General features: G+C 70.4%; 19 protein-coding genes. 8 read left to right on the top strand and 11 right to left on the bottom strand.

Translation table 11 applies throughout. From position 1 onward, the window contains the following. Positions 1–11 precede the first annotated feature (11 nt). The 4 genes from cydD to hisC form a co-directional block, all read right to left on the bottom strand. Positions 12–3,557 (bottom strand): thiol reductant ABC exporter subunit CydD, encoded by a 3,546-nt coding sequence (cydD, locus tag RI138_RS15860; RefSeq protein ID WP_311120461.1) that lies wholly within the window; start codon positions 3,555–3,557, stop codon positions 12–14. A gap of 84 nt (positions 3,558–3,641) precedes the next feature. Further along, positions 3,642–4,643 (bottom strand): cytochrome d ubiquinol oxidase subunit II, encoded by a 1,002-nt coding sequence (gene cydB / locus RI138_RS15865; protein ID WP_311120462.1) that lies wholly within the window; start codon positions 4,641–4,643, stop codon positions 3,642–3,644. A gap of 16 nt (positions 4,644–4,659) precedes the next feature. Then, a complete protein-coding gene (locus tag RI138_RS15870; RefSeq protein ID WP_096629809.1) occupies positions 4,660–6,171 on the bottom strand; it encodes a cytochrome ubiquinol oxidase subunit I in 1,512 nt (503 codons plus the stop codon). 272 nt (positions 6,172–6,443) lie between these two features. Continuing rightward, positions 6,444–7,523 (bottom strand): histidinol-phosphate transaminase, encoded by a 1,080-nt coding sequence (hisC, locus tag RI138_RS15875; protein WP_096629810.1) that lies wholly within the window; start codon positions 7,521–7,523, stop codon positions 6,444–6,446. Positions 7,524–7,927: 404 nt separating this feature from the next. Between hisC and RI138_RS15880 the strand changes: the two genes are divergently transcribed. From RI138_RS15880 to RI138_RS15890, 3 genes are all read left to right on the top strand, one after another. Continuing rightward, positions 7,928–9,040 carry a LacI family DNA-binding transcriptional regulator gene (locus tag RI138_RS15880; RefSeq protein ID WP_096629812.1) on the top strand — a complete coding sequence of 371 codons (1,113 nt, stop codon included), beginning with the start codon at positions 7,928–7,930 and terminating at the stop codon, positions 9,038–9,040. Positions 9,041–9,236: 196 nt separating this feature from the next. After that, entirely contained in the window at positions 9,237–10,436 is a 1,200-nt protein-coding gene (locus tag RI138_RS15885) for a metallophosphoesterase (protein WP_311120463.1), read from the top strand. A 197-nt stretch (positions 10,437–10,633) separates the two neighbouring features. Then, the gene (locus tag RI138_RS15890) at positions 10,634–11,464 is read left to right on the top strand and encodes a hypothetical protein (RefSeq protein ID WP_311120464.1); all 831 of its coding nucleotides are present in this window, start codon (positions 10,634–10,636) and stop codon (positions 11,462–11,464) included. Between the two features lie 136 nt (positions 11,465–11,600). Here the strand turns inward: RI138_RS15890 and RI138_RS15895 are convergent, their stop codons facing one another. Both RI138_RS15895 and thiC read right to left on the bottom strand, forming a co-directional pair. Next, a complete protein-coding gene (locus RI138_RS15895; protein ID WP_096629816.1) occupies positions 11,601–11,957 on the bottom strand; it encodes a DUF805 domain-containing protein in 357 nt (118 codons plus the stop codon). A gap of 278 nt (positions 11,958–12,235) precedes the next feature. Continuing rightward, positions 12,236–14,014 (bottom strand): phosphomethylpyrimidine synthase ThiC, encoded by a 1,779-nt coding sequence (gene thiC / locus RI138_RS15900; RefSeq protein ID WP_096629818.1) that lies wholly within the window; start codon positions 14,012–14,014, stop codon positions 12,236–12,238. A gap of 196 nt (positions 14,015–14,210) precedes the next feature. On the opposite strand from thiC, the gene RI138_RS15905 reads away from it, so the two are divergent. Continuing rightward, entirely contained in the window at positions 14,211–15,566 is a 1,356-nt protein-coding gene (locus tag RI138_RS15905; RefSeq protein ID WP_311120465.1) for a YibE/F family protein, read from the top strand. A gap of 7 nt (positions 15,567–15,573) precedes the next feature. Here RI138_RS15905 and RI138_RS15910 read toward each other — a convergent pair whose 3' ends face one another. From RI138_RS15910 to RI138_RS15925, 4 genes are all read right to left on the bottom strand, one after another. Continuing rightward, positions 15,574–16,011 carry an SsgA family sporulation/cell division regulator gene (locus RI138_RS15910; RefSeq protein WP_096629822.1) on the bottom strand — a complete coding sequence of 146 codons (438 nt, stop codon included), beginning with the start codon at positions 16,009–16,011 and terminating at the stop codon, positions 15,574–15,576. A gap of 101 nt (positions 16,012–16,112) precedes the next feature. Beyond that, complete coding sequence (locus tag RI138_RS15915; protein ID WP_311120466.1) at positions 16,113–16,883, bottom strand: IclR family transcriptional regulator; 771 nt, start codon at positions 16,881–16,883, stop codon at positions 16,113–16,115. Between the two features lie 273 nt (positions 16,884–17,156). Next, on the bottom strand, positions 17,157–17,369 hold the full coding sequence (locus RI138_RS15920) for a DUF5326 family protein (protein WP_096629858.1): 213 nt from the start codon (positions 17,367–17,369) through the stop codon (positions 17,157–17,159). Between the two features lie 122 nt (positions 17,370–17,491). Then, positions 17,492–17,809 carry a cupin domain-containing protein gene (locus RI138_RS15925; RefSeq protein WP_096629825.1) on the bottom strand — a complete coding sequence of 106 codons (318 nt, stop codon included), beginning with the start codon at positions 17,807–17,809 and terminating at the stop codon, positions 17,492–17,494. Between the two features lie 104 nt (positions 17,810–17,913). On the opposite strand from RI138_RS15925, the gene RI138_RS15930 reads away from it, so the two are divergent. The 4 genes from RI138_RS15930 to RI138_RS15945 all read left to right on the top strand — a co-directional run bounded on the left by RI138_RS15930 (position 17,914) and on the right by RI138_RS15945 (position 21,345). Continuing rightward, the gene (locus RI138_RS15930) at positions 17,914–18,291 is read left to right on the top strand and encodes a phage holin family protein (protein ID WP_096629827.1); all 378 of its coding nucleotides are present in this window, start codon (positions 17,914–17,916) and stop codon (positions 18,289–18,291) included. A 105-nt stretch (positions 18,292–18,396) separates the two neighbouring features. Continuing rightward, positions 18,397–19,521: a cystathionine gamma-lyase gene (locus RI138_RS15935; protein WP_311120467.1), complete on the top strand. Its 1,125-nt coding sequence runs from the start codon at positions 18,397–18,399 to the stop codon at positions 19,519–19,521. A gap of 65 nt (positions 19,522–19,586) precedes the next feature. Further along, on the top strand, positions 19,587–20,066 hold the full coding sequence (locus RI138_RS15940) for an NUDIX hydrolase (RefSeq protein ID WP_311120468.1): 480 nt from the start codon (positions 19,587–19,589) through the stop codon (positions 20,064–20,066). Between the two features lie 388 nt (positions 20,067–20,454). Further along, positions 20,455–21,345, top strand: a complete 891-nt coding sequence (locus tag RI138_RS15945; RefSeq protein ID WP_311120469.1) for a GNAT family N-acetyltransferase — start codon at positions 20,455–20,457, stop codon at positions 21,343–21,345. A gap of 54 nt (positions 21,346–21,399) precedes the next feature. Here the strand turns inward: RI138_RS15945 and RI138_RS15950 are convergent, their stop codons facing one another. Continuing rightward, positions 21,400–21,825 (bottom strand): GlcG/HbpS family heme-binding protein, encoded by a 426-nt coding sequence (locus RI138_RS15950; RefSeq protein ID WP_311120470.1) that lies wholly within the window; start codon positions 21,823–21,825, stop codon positions 21,400–21,402. Positions 21,826–21,834 lie beyond the last annotated feature (9 nt).

The following is a 21,834-nucleotide window of genomic DNA, read 5'->3' on the forward strand; positions in this document are numbered from 1 at the left end:
GACGGCGGAAGTCAGCGGCCCGCCCCCGCCATCCCCACCGTCTCCCGTTCACGCTCCAGCAGGTCCCGCAGCGGACCGTCCTCGGCGGCGAGTTCGGCGTACGGTCCCTGCTGCACCACCCGGCCCGCGTCCAGCACCAGCACCTCGTCGACCGCGTCGAGGCCGGTCAGCCGGTGGGTGATCAGCACCGTCGCACATCCCCGGGTCGCGGCCAGCAGGTCGGCGGTCAGGGCGTCGGCGGTCGGCAGGTCGAGGTGCTCGGCCGGTTCGTCCAGGACGAGCACGGGGAAGCCCGCGAGCAGCGCGCGGGCCAGGGCGAGGCGCTGACGCTGTCCGCCGGAGAGCCGCGCGCCGTGCTCGCCCACCGGGGTGTCGAGCCCCTCGGGCAGGGCCAGCACCCAGTCCAGCAGCCGGGCCCGGGAGAGCGCTTCGCGCAGTTCGGCGTCCCGCGCCCCGGGGCGGGCGAGGCGCAGGTTCTCCCGGATCGTGCTGTCGAAGACATGCGCGTCCTGGGCGCACAGCCCCACCGAGCGCCGGACCGTGTCCGGCTCCAGTGCGGCCGCCGCCACGCAGCCGAGCCGGTACGTCCCCGACGAGGCGTCCAGGAACCGCAGGAGGACCTGGGCGAGCGTCGTCTTGCCCGAGCCGGAGGGGCCCACGACCGCGATGCGCCGTCCGGGCGTCAGTGTCAGGTCGAGCGAGACCAGCGCGTCCTGCCCGGACCCCGGGTAGCGGGCGGTCAGCCCCCGCACCTCCAGCGGGAAGGGGGACGCGGGCCCCTCGGCCGGGGCCGTGGGCTCCTGTACGGGCACGGGGGCGTCCAGCACCTCGAACACCCGCTCCGCGCTCCGGGCGACGCGCTGGCGGTACTGCACGGCGAGCGGCAGCCCGGCGACGGCCTCGAAGGCGGCGAGCGGGGTCAGCACCACGACGGCGAGAGCGACCCCGGACAGCCGTCCGTCCCCCACGGCGGGGACGGCGACGATCCCGGCGGCCACCACGGTGAGCCCGCAGACCAGGGCGGAGAGGCCGCCGCCCAGTGCTGTGGCGGCGGCCGCCCGGGAGGCGATCCGGCTCAGGAGCGTGTCGGCTTCGCGCAGCCGCTCCTGCCGGGCGGGCAGAGCTCCTGCGACGGTCAGTTCGGCGGTGCCCCCGAGGAGATCGGTGACCCGGGTGGCCAGCGCGGCGCGGGCGGGCGCGAGCTGACGCTCCGTACTGCGGGCGCAGGCCCCGCTGACCAGCGGCACGCCGACCCCGGCGACCAGCAGTCCCACCGCCAGGATCACGCCCGCCTCCGGGAGCAGCCAGCCGGTGAACCCGGCGGCCGCCGTCCCCACCACGAGGGCGGTCCCGACGGGCAGCAGCCAGCGCAGCCAGTAGTCCTGGAGCGCGTCCACATCGGCGACGAGCCGGGAGAGCAGATCGCCCCGGCGGGTGGTGCGCAGACCGGCGGGGGCGATGCGTTCGAGGCCCCGGTAGACGGCGACGCGCAGCTCGGCGAGGAGCTTCAGGACGGCGTCGTGCGAGACGAGCCGCTCGGCGTAGCGGAACACCGCCCGGCCGATGCCGAAGGCACGGGTCGCGGTGACCGCCATCATCAGATAGAGGACCGGGGGCTGTTCGGAGGCGCGGGAGATCAGCCAGCCGGAGACCGCCATGAGTCCCACGGCCGAACCGACCGCCAGGCTGCCCAGCAGCAGGGCCAGGGCCAGCTGTCCGCGCCGCGCCCCGGCGGACTCACGGACCCGGGCGAGCACCCGCCCGGCCCGGCTGCCGGCCGTCCGGAAGAGGTCGGGAGTCTCCGCGCGGCGGGCGTCCGGCAGCTCGCCCCCGGCCAGGGGCTGCGGTACGGCGGGGCCCGGGGCGGCGACGCCCGCGAGCGCCGTCGCGTACGGCTCCGTACCGCCCTCCGCACGGCCCTCCGTGCGCGGCTCCAATGTCACCACCCGGTCGGCCACCGCCAGCAGCGCCGGGCGGTGTACGACGAGCAGCACGGTCCGCCCGGCCGCCAGCCTCCGTACGGCGTCGACGATGCCCGCCTCGCTCTCACCGTCCAGGCTCGCGGTCGGCTCGTCCAGCAGCAGGAGCGGCCGGTCGGCGAGGAACGCACGGGCCAGGGCGAGGCGCTGACGCTGCCCGGCGGAGAGCCCGGCCCCGTCCTCGCCCAGTTCGGTCCGCATCCCGTCTGGCAGTGCGGCGACGAAGTCGTACGCCCCGGCGTCCCGCAACGCCGTGAGGACCGCCTCGTCGTCGGCGCCGGGCCGGGCGAGGCGAACGTTCTCGGCGATCGTGCCGGCGAAGAGGTGGGGGCGCTGGGGCACCCAGGCGATCCGGCTCCGCCAGCGCTCCGGGTCCAGGTCCGTGAGATCCCGGCCCCCGACGCGTACGCGCCCCTCGTCGGGCCGGGCGAAGCCCAGGACCACGTTCAGCAGGGTGGACTTGCCGACGCCGCTGGGGCCGACCAGGGCGACGGTCTCCCCCGGCTCGACGGTGAGCGACGCGGCGTCCAACGAGGGCGCGGCGCGTCCCTCGTGGCGCACGGTCACCTCCGCCAGCTCCAGCCGCAGCGTGGCCGGGACATCCCCGGTGCCCGGGGCAGGGGGCTCGGTCTCCAGAACCGTGAAGATCTCCTCGGCGGCCGAGAGCCCCTCGGCCGCCGCGTGGTACTGCGCCCCGACCTGGCGGATCGGCAGATACGCCTCCGGGGCCAGGATCAGGACCACCAGGCCGGTGTAGAGGTCGAGTTCGCCGTGGACGAGCCGCATACCGATGGTGACGGCGACAAGGGCCACCGACAGGGTCGCCAGCAGCTCCAGGGCGAAGGAGGAGAGGAAGGCGATCCGCAGGGTGCGCAGGGTGGCCCGACGGTAGTCGGAGGTGATCGCGCGGATCGACTCCGCCTGTGCCTTGGCCCGCCCGAAGACCTTCAGGGTCGGCAGCCCGGCGACGACATCCAGGAAATGCCCGGAGAGCCGGGACAGCAGCTGCCACTGACGGTCCATCCGGGCCTGGGTGGCCCAGCCGATGAGGATCATGAAGAGGGGGATGAGCGGCAGGGTGACGACGATGATCGCCGCCGACACCCAGTCCTCGGTGACGATCCGGGCCAGCACCGCCACCGGGACGACGACCGCGAGCCCGAGCTGCGGGAGGTAGCGCGCGAAGTAGTCGTCGAGCGCGTCGATCCCCCGGGTCGCCAGGGCGACGAGCGAACCGGTGCGCTGCCCGTTCAGCCAGTCCGGCCCCAGCCGCGCGGCCCGCTCCAGCAGCCGGCCGCGCAGTTCGGACTTGACTGCCGCACTCGCACGGTGGGCCGCCAGTTCGGTGAGCCAGGCGACGAGGGCCCGTCCGAGAGCGACGGCGGCGAGCAGGAGCAGGGGGGTACGGAGGTCGGTGACCGTGAGCCCGCCCTCGAACCCGCCGACCACGATCTCGGCGATGAGCATCGCCTGAGCGATCACCAGCAGGGCACCGACCAGACCGAGACCCACCACGGCCGCCAGGAAGAGACGGGTGGCCCGTGCGTAGCGGAGCAGACGCGGATCGATCGGTTTCACGTGAAACATCCCCCAGTGGGATCGGTGGGATCTGCGACCCTGTCGGCCCTGCGGGAGCAGCGGGACCGACAGGGCCCACGGCCGTCAGTGGGCGTCGGCGATGTGCTGGGTGCCGATGCGCTTGCGGAAGACCCAGTACGTCCAGCTCTGGTAGAGCAGCACCACGGGCGTGGCGATGCCCGCGCACCAGGTCATGATCTTGAGCGTGTACGGGCTGGACGAGGCGTTGGTGACGGTGAGGTTCCAGGCATCGTTCAGCGAGGACGGCATGACGTTCGGGAAGAGCGTCAGGAACAACATCGCCACCGCGGCCACGATCGTCACTCCCGAGAGCGCGAACGACCAGCCCTCACGCCCCTTGGCGATGGCCCCGATCGCGCCCAGGAGCGCCACCACCGCCACAACCAGGGCCCCCAGGCTCCAGCCGTCCCCGTTGTCGGCCTGGGTCCAGATCAGGAAGCCCAGCGCGAGCACCGCGGTGACCGGGCCCAGCTTCAGGGCCAGGGCGCGGGCCCGGACCCGGATGTCACCGGCCGTCTTGAGACCGGCGAACACCGCCCCGTGGAACGTGAACAGGGTCAGCGTGACGAGTCCGCCGAGGATCGCGTACGGGTTGAGGAGGTCCCAGAAGTTGCCGACGTACTCCATGTCCGCGTCGATCTTCACGCCGCGCACGATGTTGCCGAACGCGACGCCCCACAGCACGGCGGGGATCAGAGAGGTCCAGAAGATCGCGGTCTCCCAGTTCGTCTGCCACCGCTCCTCGGGCCGCTTGGCGCGGTACTCGAAGGCGACGCCGCGCACGATCAGGCAGAACAGGATGATCAGCAGCGGCAGGTAGAAGCCGGAGAAGAGGGTGGCGTACCACTCGGGAAAGGCGGCGAAGGTCGCGCCGCCCGCGGTGAGCAGCCAGACCTCGTTGCCGTCCCAGACGGGCCCGATCGTGTTGATCAGGACCCGCTTCTCCTTGCGGTCGCGGGCCAGCAGCTTGGTGAGGACCCCGATACCGAAGTCGAATCCCTCCAGGAAGAAGTAGCCGGTCCAGAGGACGGCGATGAGCACGAACCAGACGTCGTGGAGTTCCATCTCTCAGCTCCTGTGCTCAGTACGAGAAGGCCATCGGCCGGTCGGCGTCTTCTTCGTCGTGACCGCCGATCCTGGTGGGCGGGTTGAGGTCGCTCTCGGTGAGTTCCGGCGGCCCGGCCTTGACGTACTTCACGAGCAGCTTCACCTCGATCACGGCGAGCACCGCGTAGAGCAGGGTGAAGACGGTCATCGAGGTGATCACCTCGCCCTGCGAGACACCGGGGGAGACGCCCGCGCGGGTCTGGAGCACCCCGTAGACCACCCACGGCTGGCGGCCCATCTCGGTGAAGATCCAACCCCAGGAGTTGGCGATCAGCGGGAAGAGCATGGTCCAGAGCGCGACGAGCCAGTAGAGCTTGGTGAACCGTGGGCTCAGCGCCTTGTTCCGGAACAGGACCAGATGGGGCACCTCGTCCTCACCGGTCCGCATCGCCGGTGGCAACAGGAACTTCTTCCGGGTCAGCCAGAGCCCCAGGAGGCCGAGGCCGAAGGAGGCCATGCCGAAGCCGATCATCCAGCGGAAGCTCCAGAACGCGACCGGGATATTGGGCCGGTAGTCGCCGGGCCCGTACTTCTCCTGCGACTCCCTGTTGACGTCGTTGATGCCGGGGACGTACGAGTCGACGTCACTGTTGGCGAGGAAGGACAGTATCCCGGGGAGCGAGATCTCCACCGTGTTGTGGCCCTTGCTGACATCCCCGTACGCGAAGAGCGAGAACGGCGCCCGCTCCTGGCCGTCCCACAGCGCCTCCGCCGCGGCCATCTTCATCGGCTGCTGCCGGAACATGACCTTGGCCAGCATGTCGCCGCTGACAGCGGTGAGCAGCCCGGAGATCACGATCGTGACCAGGCCCAGGCGCAGCGAGGTCCGCATCACCGGGATGTGCTTCTTGCGGGCCAGGTGGAACGCGGCGATGCCGACCATGAAGGCCCCGCCGACGAGGAAGGCCGCCGTGATGGTGTGGAAGAACTGGGTCACCGCGGTGTCCTGGGTGAGCACCCGCCAGAAGTCCGTGAGCTCGGCGCGGCCGCGCTCCTCGTTGATCCGGTAACCGACCGGGTGCTGCATCCAGGAGTTGGCCGCCAGGATGAAGTAGGCGGACAGGACCGTGCCGATCGAGACCATCCACATGCAGGCGAGGTGGATCTTCTTCGGCAGCTTGTCCCAGCCGAAGATCCACAGCCCGATGAAGGTGGACTCGAAGAAGAAGGCGATCAACGCCTCGAAGGCGAGCGGGGCACCGAAGATGTCGCCGACGAAGCGCGAGTAGTCGGACCAGTTCATGCCGAACTGGAACTCCTGCACGATGCCCGTGACGACGCCCATGGCGATGTTGATCAGGAACAGCTTGCCCCAGAACTTGGTCGCCCTGAGGTACTTCTCGTTCGCCGTCCGCACCCAGGCGGTCTGCAGGCCGGCGGTGAGCGCGGCGAGCGAGATCGTCAACGGGACGAAGAGGAAGTGGTAGACGGTGGTGATGCCGAACTGCCATCGCGCCAGGGTTTCCGGCGCCAGAGCGAGGTCCACGTCGTCAGTCTCCTTACATCGCCGTGTCCATACCGGCACTATGCCCCGTTGATCCCACTGATTCCGGGAGAAAGCAGGGCACGCTTGTGAACGCGTTCACATTCACAAGCAATTATGGCGCACACACTTTCGGAGCCTGCGCCGGGGGTACCCCTTTTCGGCCAGGAGGCCTGCGGGAGCCCACGCGGGCCCATGCGAAAGGCCCCGGACCTCATCGATCGAGGTCCGGGGCCCACCCGGCCGTACAGCCGCCGCAGCGCCCTGGAAGAGCGCTACAGCTCGGCGCGGAACTCCGCCGCCGCCTTCAGGAACAGGTCGTTGCCCTCGGCCTCGCCGATCGTGACCCGCACGCCCTCGCCCGCGAACGGCCGCACCACCACACCGGCCCGCTCACAGACGGCGGCGAAGTCGAGGGTCCGGTCCCCCAGCCGCAGCCAGACGAAGTTGGCGTGCGACTCCGGCACCGCCCAGCCCTGGCCCGCCAGCGCCTCGCTCACCCGGGCGCGCTCGGCGACCAGCGAACCGACCCGGCCCAGCAGCTCGTCCTCGGCACGGAGCGAGGCCACCGCCGCGTCCTGGGCGACCTGGCTGACGCCGAAGGGGACGGCGGTCTTGCGCAGCGCGGCGGCCACCGGCTCGTGGGCCACCGCGAACCCGACCCGCAGCCCGGCCAGGCCGTACGCCTTGGAGAAGGTCCGCAGCACCGCCACATTGGGCCGGTCCCGGTAGATCTCCAGGCCGTCCGGCACATCGGCGTCGCGGATGAACTCCTTGTACGCCTCGTCCAGCACGACCAGCACATCGCCCGGCACCCGGTCCAGGAACCGCTCCAGCTCGGCCCGGCGCACCACGGTGCCGGTGGGATTGTTCGGGTTGCAGACGAAGATCAGCCGGGTCCGGTCGGTGATCGCCTCCGCCATCGCGTCGAGATCGTGCACATCGCCGTCGGTCAGCGGGACCTTGACCGAGGTCGCGCCGCTGACCTGGGTGATGATCGGGTACGCCTCGAAGGACCGCCAGGCGTAGATGACCTCGTCACCCGGGCCGGAGGTGGCCTGAAGCAGCTGCTGCGCCACGCCCACCGACCCGGTCCCGGTGGCGATGTGCGAGACCGGCACACCGAAACGGTCGGCCAGCTCGTTCATCAGCCCGGTGCAGGCCATGTCCGGGTAACGGTTGAAGTTGTGCGCGGCGGCGAGCGCCGACTCCAGGACGCCCGGCAGCGGCGGGTAGGGATTCTCGTTGGAGGACAGCTTGTACGCGACCGGTCCGCCGGCCGCCGCCGGCTTGCCGGGCACATAGGCGGGAACGCCATCCAGTTCGGCACGCAGCTTGGGGCTCGTCTCGCTCACCGCAGGTCCTCCTCGACCGTCCGTTCACAGCAATACTGCTCACCCTATGAGGATTGAGTCCCGCTGCGAATGGGCCGAGCGGCAAATCGACCGCAGTGCCCGGGAATGCTCCCTGCCGCGGAACCGCTCCGGCCGCTTCTCCGGGGGAGCGTTTCCCTTTTCGGCGCGCGCCGGTGGCTCACTCCGTGGCGCGCGTCCCCCGAAGTGGTGAGTTGAGACCTCTTCGAGACATCGCACATTTAGCAGGCTGCCACCCGCCAGCACCTGACACACTCATGCAATACCGGCCAACGCCCTAGGTTTTCAAGGAAATTGAGCATGGGTGACCATGCAGAAACGTGCCTGTCAACGTGTGCATATGCGACCGGACCGACCGCCCTCCGGAGCCCTACTATCGGCTCGCCATGACAGCAGCAGGGAAGCACCAGGTGAGCCGGACGGAGACCCCCCGGCGCAGCGGCCGGCCGGGACGGGCAGGAATCCGTGACGTGGCCGCCGCGGCCGGAGTTTCGATCACGACCGTCTCCGACGCGCTCAACGGCAAGGGCAGGCTCCCGGACGCCACCCGCCGCCATGTCCGCGAGGTCGCCGAGCGCCTGGGCTACCGCCCGTCCGCCGCGGCCCGAACCCTCCGTACGGGCAAGTCGGGGCTGATCGGCCTGACCGTGACCACGTACGGGAATGAACCTTTCACCTTCACCGAATTCGCGTACTTCGCGGAGATGGCCAGAGCCGCGACCTCCGCGGCGCTCGCCCGCGGCTACGCCCTCGTCATCCTCCCCGCCACCTCCCGGCACGACGTCTGGTCGAACGTCGCGCTCGACGGGACCGTCGTCATCGACCCCTCCGACCAGGACCCGGTCGTCACCGAACTCGTCCGCCAGGGCCTGCCCGTCGTCTCGGACGGCCGCCCGGCCGGGACCCTCCCCGTCACCGCCTGGGTGGACAACGACCACCGGGCCGCCGTGCTCGACCTCCTCGACCATCTCGCCGCCGCCGGGGCCCGCCGTATCGGCCTGCTGACCGGCACCACCACCGACACGTACACCCGGCTCTCCACCAGCGCCTACCTCCACTGGTGCGAACGGGTCGGCCAGGACCCCGTCTACGAGTCCTACCCGGCCCACGACCCGTGCGCGGGCGCGGTCGCCGCCGACCGGCTGCTCGCCCGCCCGGACCGCCCCGACGCGGTCTACGGCCTCTTCGACCCCAACGGGACCGACCTCCTCGCGGCGGCCCGCCGCTACGGGCTGCGGGTCCCCGAGGACCTGCTGCTGGTCTGCTGCAGCGAGTCCACCGTGTACGCGGCCACCGAACCGCCCATCACGACCCTCTCGCTCAAGCCCCGCCGCATCGGCACAGCCGTCGTCCAGCTGCTCATCGACGCCATCGAAGGGGTCGAGCACGACGGGCCGGTCGAGCAGGTCATACCGACGGAGCTCATCGTCCGGACCTCATCGCAACGCCGCCCGCCGCGCACGACGGTCAGCGCGCCGCGCTCCCCCAGCGGGGACTGATCGTTCTCCCCTCGGGGACCGATCGGCCTTTTTCGGACCAATCGGCCGGTGAACCGTGCGTGCGCCCGGATTCACCACCCCTGGTGCGTCACACAGATCGATCCGCATTCCTATGATGGGCGCACGACACCGCGGACCACCTCTACCAGGCAGGGCCCGTCAGGTGTACGGCGGCGCGACGGTGGTGGAGGGGTCGATGACTCAGGGGGCCGGTCAGGAACCCGTGGTGCGGACGGCGACGTTGCGAGACTTCCGGGTTCCGCCCTATGCGCAGACGCCCGTGCCACCACAGGAGCCCGGCGCGGTGACGCACGCTCCGGTGCCGCCGCGGGCACCGGAACAGCGCGCACCGGCACCGCACGCCGCAGTGCCGCCCCCGGTCCCCGCACCGGGGGCATCTGTCCCGCCGCACACGCCCGCCCCGCCCCCGCTGCCGCATCCCGGCAACGCCGCCGTGGGCGACGAGCCGGAGGGCTACACGCCGACCGAGCGGGACCTCCCCGTCATCAACCGGGGCGACACCGTCCAGGTGCAGACCGTCCCCGAGCCCCGGCCGGTCCCCGAGGACGGGCGCGGCCCGCTGTTCGTCGTCGGCGACGTCCACGGCTATCTGGACGAACTGCTCGCCGCGCTCGCCGAGCAGGGCCTCATCGACGCCGACGGGAACTGGGCCGCGGGCAACGCCCGGCTGTGGTTCCTGGGCGACTTCACCGACCGCGGCCCCGACGGCATCGGGGTCATCGACCTGGTCATGCGGCTCTCCGCGGAGGCTGCGGCCGCGGGGGGCTACTGCAAGGCCCTGATGGGCAACCACGAGCTGCTGCTGCTCGGCGCCAAGCGGTTCGCCGACACCCCCGTCAACTCCGGGGCGGGCACCGCCACCTTCCAGGCCGCCTGGCTGCTCAACGGCGGCCAGAAGACCGACATGGAGCGCCTCCAGGACGTCCATCTCCAGTGGATGTCCCGGCTCGACGCGGTCGTCGAGGAGGACGGGCATCTGCTGATGCACTCCGACACGACGGCCTACCTCGACTACGGGTCCACCATCGAGGACGTCAACGACACGATCACGGCCATTCTCACGCGTAACGACGCCGACGAGTGCTGGGACCTCTTCCGCAAGCTCACCAAGCGGTTCGCCTTCCGGGACGAGGGCGGCGCCGATGCGGTGCGCGAGCTGATGGCGACGTACGGCGGACAGCGCGTCGTCCATGGTCACAGCCCCATTCCGTATCTCCTGGGCGAGGTCGGCTCGGAGGACGGCGAGGACGGTTCCGGGCCCGTGGTCAACGGTCCGCATGTGTACGCCGACGGGCTCGCGATCGCCATGGACGGGGGGGTGACCATGGCCGGAAAGCTGCTGGTCGTCCAACTCCCCCTGCATGACCAGGTGTAGGCGGGGAAGACGCACCAGGTTCCGCCCGCGCGGACCGCGCCGATCGTCGGGCCCCTCACCGGGCCCAATTCCGGAAACACCCTGTCACCCCGTGCCGTGGGCGCTCTACCATCGGCGTATCAGTAGCAGGCTCTCCTCCGTTTCCGCCCGATCGCCCGGTCCGTACGGGCAGCCGGGCACCGACGGAGCATCGGGGGATGCAGATGACAAGCGCTCCGCACCTGCTGGCCGAGGACGGTCCCGAGTACGAGCGGATCCTGGGCGACGCACTGCGCCACGCTCATGAACGACCGGATCTGGAGGGCGTCGGGGACCGGCTCAACACCGAACAGCTGCGCACCATGGCACTGAGCGCGACGGCGCTGATCACCGCCGCCGCGGCCACCGAGTACGACCACTACGTCGAGGCCCGGGCCGAACTGCGCGGCACGGCGGCCGCCGACGGAGCGGACGGCGCCCCGGTCCTGGACGGGCCGCAGAGCACCGCGGCCGGATCGGGCGCCGGGATAGGCGCGGTCGTCACGGTCCTGACCCCACTGCTGGCAGGCACCGCGGCGGTCATCTTCCTGCTCGTCGGCTACCTGCTGAAAGCGGTCAGCCCGTCGGTGGCCTTCGGCGACTCGATGGTCGCGGCCGGGTGGTTCTTCGCGGCGGTCGCCGCCGCGGCGATCCTGGTCGCCGCCGTCGGACTGCTCGTCACCGCCCTCCGCAACGGCGCGACGTCCCTGGCCGCCGAGAACGAGGAACGGGAGCTTCCGGAGGAGGTGGCCCGCGCCCGGGAGGCCTGGCGCCACGCCCTGCTGGAGCGCGGCATCCTGCCGTTCCTCCGGGACGCCCTGGCCGACCCCACGGCGGGGCCCGCCGCTCGGACTCCACACCGCTCGCCCAACCGCATCCCGAAGATCGGCTACAGCAGGCCGGACTTCTCCGGCCCGGACGACGGCCCCGCCGCGGGCCCCCGGCCGACCTTCACCAGCCCCGACTTCACGAGCCCGGACTTCGGCGGCCCGGAACACCAGCCGGACTGACACCGACCGGACTGACACCGGCCGGGCTGACACCGGCCGGACCGAGCCGGCACTCAGGCCCCGGACACACCGCGGGCCGGGGCGGCAGTTGCCGCGCCCGGCCCGGGGGATGCTCCGGATCGACCGGAGCGGTGGATCAGCCGACCTGCGGCGCGAGCTTCGGGTTGGCGCCGTGCTCGTTCGCCTCCTGCTTGCCCTCCGAGGCGAGGAAGACGATCAGGACGATGAAGCCGACCAGCGGGACGAGCCCGATCAGCAGCCACCAGCCCGAGCGGCTGGTGTCGTGCAGGCGGCGGACGGCGACGGCGAGCGTCGGGACGAGGACCGCGACGGCGTAGAGGTAGTACAGGATGTCCGTGCCGATCACACTGCCGAGGATCGACAGGACGAGAGAGATGACGAAGCTGACGAGCGTGAACATCCAGTACTCCTTGCGGCGCGCCCGTCCGCTGAAGCCTGCGTAGTTCTTGAGTACAGCCAGGTACCAGTTCATGGTGTTCCCTCCCCGGGCCCCCGTGCGAGGGCTTCCAATTTCGGCCAAGCAAGCCGGAAAGTAAGCCACGGATAAGGAAAGGGTCAAGCCAAGGTGAGCTGATGGCCAAACATACATACAGCCGCCACACGACCGTGTCCATACTGTCGCTTAACAAGCTGCCCAACCACGTCAAATGGGCACCAATGCCATCAAGTCGCCTGTAACGCAAGGAAACGGACCCAGCCCGCCCGGCCCACCGAGGAGGGCCGGAACGGGCTGTCGCTGATCGGGCCGGGTCAGTCCGCGATGGGCAGATAGACCCGGTTGCCCGCGGCCGCGAACTCCTTCGACTTCTCGGCCATGCCCTGCTCGATCTCCTCCTGCGAGCCACCGTGCTGACGGCGGATGTCCTGGGAGATCTTCATCGAGCAGAACTTCGGCCCGCACATCGAGCAGAAGTGCGCCGTCTTCGCCGGCTCGGCGGGCAGCGTCTCGTCGTGGAACTCCCGGGCCGTGTCCGGGTCGAGGGCCAGGTTGAACTGGTCCTCCCACCGGAACTCGAACCGCGCGTCCGAGAGCGCGTCGTCCCACTCCTGCGCGCCCGGGTGCCCCTTGGCGAGGTCGGCCGCGTGGGCTGCGATCTTGTAGGTGATCACGCCGGTCTTCACATCGTCCCGGTTGGGCAGCCCCAGGTGCTCCTTGGGCGTGACGTAGCAGAGCATCGCCGTGCCCCACCAGGCGATCATCGCGGCGCCGATGCCCGAGGTGATGTGGTCGTAGGCGGGCGCGACGTCCGTGGTCAGCGGGCCGAGCGTGTAGAACGGCGCCTCCTCGCAGATCTCCTGCTGGAGGTCGATGTTCTCCTTGATCTTGTGCATCGGGACGTGCCCGGGGCCCTCGATCATCGTCTGGACGCCGAACCGCTTGGCGATCGTGTTCAGCTCGCCCAGCGTGCGCAGCTCGGCGAACTGCGCCTCGTCGTTGGCGTCCGCGATCGAGCCGGGGCGCAGTCCGTCGCCGAGCGAGTAGGTGACGTCGTACGTCGCGAGGATCTCGCAGAGCTCCTCGAAGTGCTCGTACAGGAACGACTCCTTGTGGTGCGCCAGGCACCAGGCCGCCATGATCGAGCCGCCGCGCGAGACGATGCCGGTCTTACGGCGAGCCGTCAGCGGGACATACGGCAGGCGCACTCCGGCGTGCACCGTCATGTAGTCCACGCCCTGCTCGGCCTGCTCGATGACGGTGTCCTTGTAGATCTCCCAGGTCAGCTCCTCGGCCCGGCCGTCGACCTTCTCCAGGGCCTGGTAGAGCGGAACGGTTCCGATCGGCACGGGGGAATTGCGCAGCACCCACTCGCGGGTGGTGTGGATGTTGCGCCCGGTGGACAGGTCCATGACCGTGTCGGCGCCCCACTTGGTCGCCCAGGTCATCTTGTCCACCTCCTCCTCGATGGAGGAGGTGACCGCCGAGTTGCCGATGTTGGCGTTGACCTTCACCAGGAACCGCTTGCCGATGATCATCGGCTCGATCTCCGGGTGGTTGACGTTGGCCGGCAGCACCGCCCGGCCCGCCGCGATCTCCTCGCGGACGACCTCGGGCTCCACGTTCTCCCGGATCGCGACGTACTCCATCTCCGGGGTGATCTCCCCCCGCCGGGCGTACGCGAGCTGGGTGACGGGCCGCCCGTCACGGCTGCGGCGCGGCTGGCGCGGGCGGCCGGGGAAGACCGCGTCGAGGTTGCGCAGTCCGCCGCGCGGCGAGGTGTGCTTGAGTCCGTCGTCCTCGGGCCGGACCGGGCGGCCCGCGTACTCCTCGGTGTCGCCGCGGGCGATGATCCAGTTCTCCCGCAGGGGCGCGAGGCCGCGGCGGACGTCGGTGTCGATGGAGGCGTCGGTGTACGGCCCCGAGGTGTCGTACAGCGTCACATCCTTGCCATTGGTGAGGTGCACCTGTCGAACCGGCACCCGGAGGTCCGGGCGTGAGCCCTGGACGTACCCCTTGTGCCAGCCGATGGACTTCCCGGCCTCGTCGTCGTTCCGATCGGAGGCAGGCGTGCGTGCGTCCGCTGTGGTCATGAGACCTACTCCCTACGCCGGCATTACCCGGTAACAGGTTCGGCGGTCGGCGCAGCGTGCCCCGTACGGATGTACGGCGATAAGCGCCCTCTCAGCCCGGTGCTCCGAGCTCCCGCGTGTGCAAAGGTGCCTCCACGCTAGCGTCCTTCCCGGCGAGCTGACCAGAGGGCCCTGCCGTTCTTGCGATGATCCCTCCGTGACCTCTCCCCAGAGCGACCCCGCACCCCAGCCGCCCCAGGGCCCCCCGCACGACCACACCCACGGGCATTCGCACAGCCACGGACCGGCCGCCCCGGTCTCCAAGCACCTGCGCAAGGTCATCGCCGCCGTGGTGATCCCGTTCGCGACGGCGGTCGTCGTCGGCCTGATCGCGTTCTGGCCCGGCGGCGTCCCCGACCACGAACGCACAGGCGTCGGCTTCGACCGGCAGACCCAGGACGGCAAGGTCGTCCAGGTCGTCCAGGTCGACTGCGCGGACGTCAACGCCGCTCAGGTGCCCCCGACCGGCGACACCTCAACGCCCTCGGGCCGGGAGGCCGTCAACGAGCAGGAGGGGGAGTGTGCGAAGGCCACGGTCGAGGTGACCACCGGGGACGACAAGGGCCGGAGGTTCGTCGAGGTCGTCCAGCCGGACGCGCCCCGCCAGCTGCGCGAGGGCCAGGGCGTGGTCGTGGCGTACGCTCCCGACGCGCCGCGCGACCTCCAGTACTCGGTCACCGACGTGGACCGGAAGGTCCCCATGGCACTGCTGGCCGGGATCTTCGCCCTGGCGGTGGTCCTGGTGGGCAGACTGCGCGGCGTGATGGCGCTGGTGGCGCTCGCCGTGTCGTTCGCCGTGCTGACCCTGTTCATCCTCCCGGCGATCCTTCAGGGCTCGAATCCGCTGGTGGTGGCGGTGATCGGGGCCAGTGCCATCATGCTGGCGGCGCTCTACATGTGCCACGGGGTGACGGCCCGGACGTCCGTCGCGGTCATCGGAACGCTGATCTCGCTGCTGCTGATCGGGCTGCTGGGCTCGCTCTTCATCGGCTGGGCGAGCCTGAGCGGCAACACCGACGACAACACCGGCCTCATCCACGGTCTGTACCCCGACATCGACATGAGCGGCCTGCTGCTCGCCGGCGTCATCATCGGTTCGCTCGGTGTGCTCGACGATGTGACGGTCACCCAGACCTCCGCCGTGTGGGAACTCCACCAGGCCGACCCGGAGATGGGGTGGAAAGGGCTCTACCAGGCAGGTATCCGGATCGGCAGGGACCACATCGCCTCGGTGGTCAACACCCTGGTGCTGGCGTACGCGGGCGCGGCGCTGCCGCTGCTGCTGCTCTTCTCCATCGCGCAGAGCAGTGTGGGAACGGTCGCCAACAGCGAGCTGGTCGCCGAGGAGATCGTCCGCACGCTGGTCGGTTCGATCGGCCTGGTCGCCTCGGTGCCGGTGACCACGGGGCTCGCCGCGCTGGTGGTATCCGCGGACCGCCCGGGCACGGGCGCCATCGCGGCCACGGCCGCCGCGCCCGCGCGGACCGGGAGGGGCCGCCGCCGCAAGAAGTGAGAGGCGGTCAGCCGGCGTTCTGTTCCTCGGCCAGGATGCGGCCCAGCGCCTCCTCCAGGTTCCCGTCGAAGTCACCCAGCGTGTGTTCCTGACCTAGCGGCACCAGCTTGTCCGTCCGGTCGAGAAACGCCACCAGCGGTGCCGTGCCCGCACGGAACAGCGCACTGTCCTCGCCGACCTGGAGCCGGATGTGCACATCTCCCAGCCCCTCCGGCTCGGTCGGGCCGATGTGCACATCTCCGTCGCCGCTCGGGCTGTTGAGCCCGTCCAGCAGCAGTTCGCGACCGAACGCCCAGGTCACAGGGGCATCGCCGGGCAGGTGGAACGTCATCCGGATGGCGTACGGATCGCTGACCTCGTACCGGAGCTCCACCGGAATACGGAACGAGAGCTCCTCGGAGACGAGGAAGCTCATCATGACCTCTGCTTGAACCGATTCGCGCATCGTTCAACCCCGCAGTAGATGAAACTGGCCAGGAATGATCCCCCATGGCCCTATTGACGCCATCGTGGTGCACGCGATAGCAGATCACAAGGAGTGATTTTTCAGATACTGATAGAGAACACGAACGAACGCAAGAGGCTGGCCACTTCGCCACGTAGCTGTTCGACTGCGGGCAGCAACCGTTCCTCACGGTCCAGGGGCACGGAAATGGCCATCGCCGCAATGGTGGCACCGGCCGTGACCGGAATCGCGGCACAGACGGTCCCCAGTGCGTACTCCTGGCGTTCGATGACCGGTTCACCTCTCCGGAGCGTTCGCAGCCGCTCAAGAAGTGCCGCTCGATCTCGCACTGAGTAACGGGTGAGCGGGCGCACGGGGTGCCGGTCGAGGTGGTCCTCGCGGGCCCTCTCGTCGAGTTGGGCGAGCAGACACTGGCCGATCGCATGCGCGTGGCCGGTCTCGCGGAACGAGGCCCACTCCTCCACCGCGGGGATGTCGGGGGCGTCCGCGACCGCGATGAGCTCGATCTCGCCCTCGCAGTAGACCGCGCAGTACACGGGGGTGCCGATGGTGTCCCGCCAGTGGCCGAGGGAGTCGGCGACGGAGGAGGGGCGGTTCCTGACCCCCGGGGCCGCGGTCAGGTTCGCGGCGGCCGCGCCGAGGTGGAAGACACCGTTCTCACGGCGGAGATAGCCCTCATGGGCGAGCGTGCGCAGCAGGTGGTACGCGGTCGGCAGCGGAAGCCCTGCCTCACGTGCGAGTTGCTTGGCCGGCGCCCCCTCCCGATGGGCGCCCACAGCCTCCAGCAGCCTCAACGCCCGCTGAACCGAAGCGATCAACGTCGGGACAGCGGTGCTCGATGCCGTGGTCAAAGGTCACCCCCAGGCATGGTGACGGGCCATCAGCCCTCCCGTGGGGGCCGCCCCCACGGGCCTGCCGCGATCCCGAGGACCGGAGAGCACCGGAGAACCGGGAAACCGGACCCATGACCGTTCGGGCGGCTCGGTGACTGAACGTCACATTCCGGATAGCGGCAACGGTGTGTCACTGTATCGGCCGCCTCCGGCAGACGGGTGGTTTCCTCCGGGACTTAGCTCAGCTGGGCTAATCCCCGGGGGCAACGCACCGGCCTCCCGACCGTGTTACTACCAGTCACCACGCGAGGACGACGACGTCATGAACTTGCGTACGACGAAGATCAGCCCGCCGACCAGGACGACGAAGACCAGCGCCTTGAAGAGCAGGCTGATCACGAATCCGACCACGCTGGCGATCAGTCCGCCGAACACGAAGATCGCGATGACGGGAATCGCCACCCACTTCACCCACCAGGGCATCCCTGCGAATATCTCCCGCACGGCCATCGCCTCTACCTCGTCTCTCTTTGAGTACCTGCCTCGATGCTAAGCGCGCGGAGGCCTCGGGCGGGGCCCCGGGAGCCCTTGAAGACCCCTGATCGAACCCTTAGGGAACCCGGGGATCATCCCTCCGGCGGGGAGAAGACGACCATCACTCGCAGGTCCTCGGTGATGTGGTGGAACTTGTGGGCCACCCCCGCGGGCACGTAGACGACGCTGCCCCGGCCGACCTGTGTCGTCTCCATCCCCACCGTGATCGACGCGCGGCCGCTGACGACGAAGTAGACCTCGTCCTGCTGGTGCGGCTGCTGCGGATCGGTCTCCCCGGCGTTCAGGGCGTACAGGCCGACGGACATGTTCCGCTCCCGTACGAACTGCAGGTAGGCGCCGTCGTTGGCGGCCCGTTCCGCCTCCAGCTCGTCCAGTCTGAATGCTTTCATGGCCCGTCCGCCCCTAATCGCCCGCGCTGCGGTGATAACTGTGCTGCCGATGGTGGCTGTGCTGCCGGTGTCCACCACCGATCATGTCTGCCACGATCAGACACATGAAGAATTTCGTAGTCAAGACGATCGCCAACGCGGGTGCGCTGGCCGTGGCCATCTGGCTGCTGGGCAACATCACCCTGGAGGGCGGCAGCACCGGCCGCAAGATCCTCACCCTGATCCTGGTCGCGCTGATCTTCGGGTTGGTGAACTTCCTGGTGAAGCCGGTGGTCCAGCTCCTGACCTTCCCGTTGTTCATCCTGACGCTCGGGCTGATCACCCTGGTGGTGAACGCCCTGATGCTGATGCTGACCTCCTGGCTGGCCGACGTGCTCGATCTCAGCTTCAACGTCGACGGATTCTGGACGGCGGTGCTCGGTGGCCTGATCATCTCGGTCGTGTCCTGGGCGCTCAATGTCGTCCTGCCCGACGAGAACTGATCCCGGGCCTCTCGGATCGCGGACCCGCCCCACCACTGTTCCCGACCTCTGGAAGAGTGCGGGTCACCTCGGCCGGTGACCGGGGGAGACCAGCGAAGGAGCAGCATGAGCACCATGGGCGACGGAACGCGTGCGGTACGGGCCGGGCTTCCCGAACCGGAGCAGTTCGAACCCACTCTGCCCGGCCCGGTCTTCGCCGCCCACTTCCACCTCTCCGGCGAGCCGGTGGGCCCCTACACCTACGGCCGGGAGACCAACCCGACCTGGACCCACCTGGAGCGGGCCATCGGCGAGCTGGAGGCGCCGGGTGAGGAGGTGGGCACGACGGTGTTCGCCTCGGGCATGGCGGCGATCACGGCGGTGCTGCTGTCCCAGGTCCGCTCGGGCGACGCCGTGGTCCTGCCGGACGACGGCTACCAGGCGCTGCCGCTCGTACGCGAGCAGCTGACGGCGTACGGCGTCGAGGTCCGGACCGCGCCGACCGGCGGCGATGCCCAGCTCGCCCTGCTGGAGGGCGCGAAGCTGCTGTGGATCGAGAGTCCGTCCAACCCCGGTCTGGACGTCTGCGACATCCGGCGGCTGGTGAAGGCCGCCCACGCGGCAGGCGCGCTCGTCGCGGTCGACAACACCCTGGCCACCCCGATCGGCCAGCGCCCGCTGGAGCTGGGCGCCGACTTCTCTGTGGCCAGCGACACCAAGGGCATGACCGGGCACGGCGACATCCTGCTCGGCCATGTGACCTGCCGCGCCCCCGGTCTGACAGCGGACGTACGGCGCTGGCGCAAGGTCGTCGGTGCGATCCCGGGCCCGATGGAGGCCTGGCTCGCGCACCGCTCGCTGGCCACGCTCCAGCTGCGCACCGACCGCCAGTGCACCACCGCCCTCGCCCTCGCCGAGGCGCTGGCGAAGCGTACAGAAGTCACCGGGCTGCGGTATCCGGGGCTGCCCACCGATCCCTCGTACGCCACAGCGGTGCTCCAGATGCGGCGGTTCGGCTCGGTGGTGTCCTTCGAACTGGCCGACCGGGAGAGCGCCGAACGCTTCCTGTCCGCGCTGCGGCTGGTCGACGACGCGACGAGCTTCGGCGGCGTCCGCTCCACCGCCGAGCGCCGGGGACGCTGGGGCGGCGACTCCGTGGCGGAGGGCTTCATCCGCTTTTCGGTCGGTGCGGAGGACCCCGAAGACCTGCTGGCCGATGTCGAACAGGCACTGGACGCGGCAAGCAGGTAGGGCCTGAGGCGAAGCGAACGGTCCGGCGGAGTTTCAGACGGTGCTCCGCGGGCCACTCTCTTGCCATGACCGAACGTCCTGTGGTCAAGCGCACCGCACGCGCCATCCTGCTCGACGGCGACGATCTCGTCCTCATCAAGCGCACGAAGCCGGGGGTCGATCCGTACTGGCTCACGCCCGGCGGCGGGGTCGAGCCGGAGGACGCCACTGTCGTCGACGCCCTGCACCGTGAGGTCGACGAGGAGCTCGGGGCCAAGATCGTCGATGTGGTCCCGTGCTTCGTCGACACGGTCGAGCACATCGCGGACGGTGGCGTGACGGGCGTGAAGGTCCAGCACTTCTTCGTCTGCCGACTGGCGTCGATGGACGCCTCCCTGCGGCACGGGCCGGAGGTCGACGCACCCTGCGGGGAGTACGAGATCGTCCGGGTGCCGTTCAGCCGGGTGGGGATCGCGGCCGTGCACCTCGTGCCGCTCTCCCTGCGGCACTACCTGGACGGCAACATCGAAGGCGTACGCGCGATGCACGCCCCCGACCTGGGCTGACACACACCCCCGGGCTGACGCGGCCCGCGGCGCAGGAGCGCGTACTCCCCTGCCGGTATCCATGGACACTCCCGCCGTCGGACGACCCGGGATGCCTCGCTCGGCATCGTGTTTCACGTGAAACCACGCCCCGTACGCCGAGGGCCCCTCGTCGCCCGTGTCGCCGTCTCCGTCAGGGGCTGTCAGGGGCTGTCAGGGGCTGGGTCTGACCGTCGGCCTGCTTACGCTCGGCACCACCGCGTTCGTCACGGCAGACGCGGCCACCGCACAGGCCGCCACCCGGTGCTCAAGCCCTGGGGCCTCATCCGGAGCGGCAGGCGGCTGCGGTTCTCGGCCAGTTCCGCCAAACCGGTGGACGCGCGATCATCCCGTCAGACAGCCTGACCCCATGCACAGCCCATCACCCCGCTCTCCCGCCGACCTGCCGATCCGGCGCCTGTCCCGGGAGGACCTGGTCGCCTGCGCCGATCTCTGCGAGGACCGCGGCTGGCCGCGCGACGAGCACCGGTGGGGGCTGCTCCTCGCCGCGGGCACGGGGTACGGAATCGATGCCCCCGACGGCAAGGGCCTGGCGGCCACCTGCATGCTGACCTTGTACGGGCCACAGCTCGCCGCCGTCGGCATGCTGCTCGTCGCCGGACGCCACGGACGTCAGGGGCTCGCCCGACGGCTCATGCGGCAGGTCATGGAAGACGTCGGGGACACCCCGCTCGCCCTGTACGCGACGGAGCAGGGGCAGCCGCTCTACGAGAAGATCGGCTTCTTCCCCGTGGGCCGGGCCGAGCGGGTCGGCGGTCATTTCCGGGCGGACGGCACCGGTGGTTCCCCGGCGTCCCCCCACGCCTCGCCGGTGACTACGCGTCCGGCGGAGGCTGCCGATCTGCAGGCGATGGTCCGGCTCGACCTCCCCGTGTTCGGCATAGACCGGACGCACCTCCTCGCCCGGCTTCCGGCCTTCGCCGACCGGCTCCAGGTGGCCGAGGAGGACGGCGAGCTGGTCGGCTACGCGGCGCTCTGGCCGAGCGGCCACTCCCATGTGATCGGCCCGCTGGTCGCACGGGACACGGACACCGCGCAGGCCCTGGTCACCGCCCTGGCCGCGACGACGGACCGGCCGCTACGGGCGGATGCCGACGCCCGTCATGGGGAACTGCTCTCCTGGCTGGCGGACCGAGGGCTGGAGCCCCTCGCCCGGACCACCGTGATGACATACGGCATCCCGGATCTGCCGGGCGACGCCACCCGCAGGTTCGCCCCGCTCTCGGTCGCGACGGGCTGACACGCCACCGCCGCACCCCCACGGGGGGGCCGGCGGTGGCCGGGAGCCGTGCGCTCAGAGGAGGGTGTCCGCGGCGGCCATGGCGAAGCCGTGGTCCTGCAAGGGCGCTCCGCCGCCCACACCGATGGCACCGATCAGACGGCCGTCCCGGTGCAGGGGAACGCCTCCGGCGATGAAGAGCAGCGGGCGGTCGAGCGCGGTCGGCAGGGTGTGGAAGAGACCGCCGGGCCGGACCGCGTCGACCAGGTCCGCGGTGGGGGTGTCCAGTTGCAGCGCGGTGAACGCCTTACGGGTGCTGGTCTCGCCCGCGATGAGGACGGCCCGGTCATCGCGCCGGAAGGCCAGCAGGTGACCGCCCGCGTCGAGGACGCTCACGGCGACGGCGACACCGGCCGCCTCGGCCGCAGAGCGGGCGGTCTCGACAAGGGCTTCGGCGTCCTGGATGGTCAGCGGGGCGACGGCGGTGGTGGCGGTGCTCATGGAACTGCT

The sequence above is a fragment of the Streptomyces durocortorensis genome, assembly GCF_031760065.1.
Taxonomy (GTDB): domain Bacteria; phylum Actinomycetota; class Actinomycetes; order Streptomycetales; family Streptomycetaceae; genus Streptomyces.

What these genes read in the sequence shown, in the direction of transcription:
- RI138_RS15950 (WP_311120470.1), bottom strand. Translation starts at nt 21,825, where the DNA reads ATGAGCACCGCCACCACCGCCGTCGCCCCGCTGACCATCCAGGACGCC.
- RI138_RS15880 (WP_096629812.1), top strand. Translation starts at nt 7,928, where the DNA reads ATGACAGCAGCAGGGAAGCACCAGGTGAGCCGGACGGAGACCCCCCGG.
- cydB (WP_311120462.1), bottom strand. Translation starts at nt 4,643, where the DNA reads ATGGAACTCCACGACGTCTGGTTCGTGCTCATCGCCGTCCTCTGGACC.
- RI138_RS15910 (WP_096629822.1), bottom strand. Translation starts at nt 16,011, where the DNA reads ATGCGCGAATCGGTTCAAGCAGAGGTCATGATGAGCTTCCTCGTCTCC.
- RI138_RS15930 (WP_096629827.1), top strand. Translation starts at nt 17,914, where the DNA reads ATGAAGAATTTCGTAGTCAAGACGATCGCCAACGCGGGTGCGCTGGCC.
- RI138_RS15925 (WP_096629825.1), bottom strand. Translation starts at nt 17,809, where the DNA reads ATGAAAGCATTCAGACTGGACGAGCTGGAGGCGGAACGGGCCGCCAAC.
- RI138_RS15890 (WP_311120464.1), top strand. Translation starts at nt 10,634, where the DNA reads ATGCAGATGACAAGCGCTCCGCACCTGCTGGCCGAGGACGGTCCCGAG.
- RI138_RS15935 (WP_311120467.1), top strand. Translation starts at nt 18,397, where the DNA reads ATGAGCACCATGGGCGACGGAACGCGTGCGGTACGGGCCGGGCTTCCC.
- RI138_RS15895 (WP_096629816.1), bottom strand. Translation starts at nt 11,957, where the DNA reads ATGAACTGGTACCTGGCTGTACTCAAGAACTACGCAGGCTTCAGCGGA.
- thiC (WP_096629818.1), bottom strand. Translation starts at nt 14,014, where the DNA reads ATGACCACAGCGGACGCACGCACGCCTGCCTCCGATCGGAACGACGAC.
- RI138_RS15945 (WP_311120469.1), top strand. Translation starts at nt 20,455, where the DNA reads ATGCACAGCCCATCACCCCGCTCTCCCGCCGACCTGCCGATCCGGCGC.
- RI138_RS15940 (WP_311120468.1), top strand. Translation starts at nt 19,587, where the DNA reads ATGACCGAACGTCCTGTGGTCAAGCGCACCGCACGCGCCATCCTGCTC.
- RI138_RS15885 (WP_311120463.1), top strand. Translation starts at nt 9,237, where the DNA reads ATGACTCAGGGGGCCGGTCAGGAACCCGTGGTGCGGACGGCGACGTTG.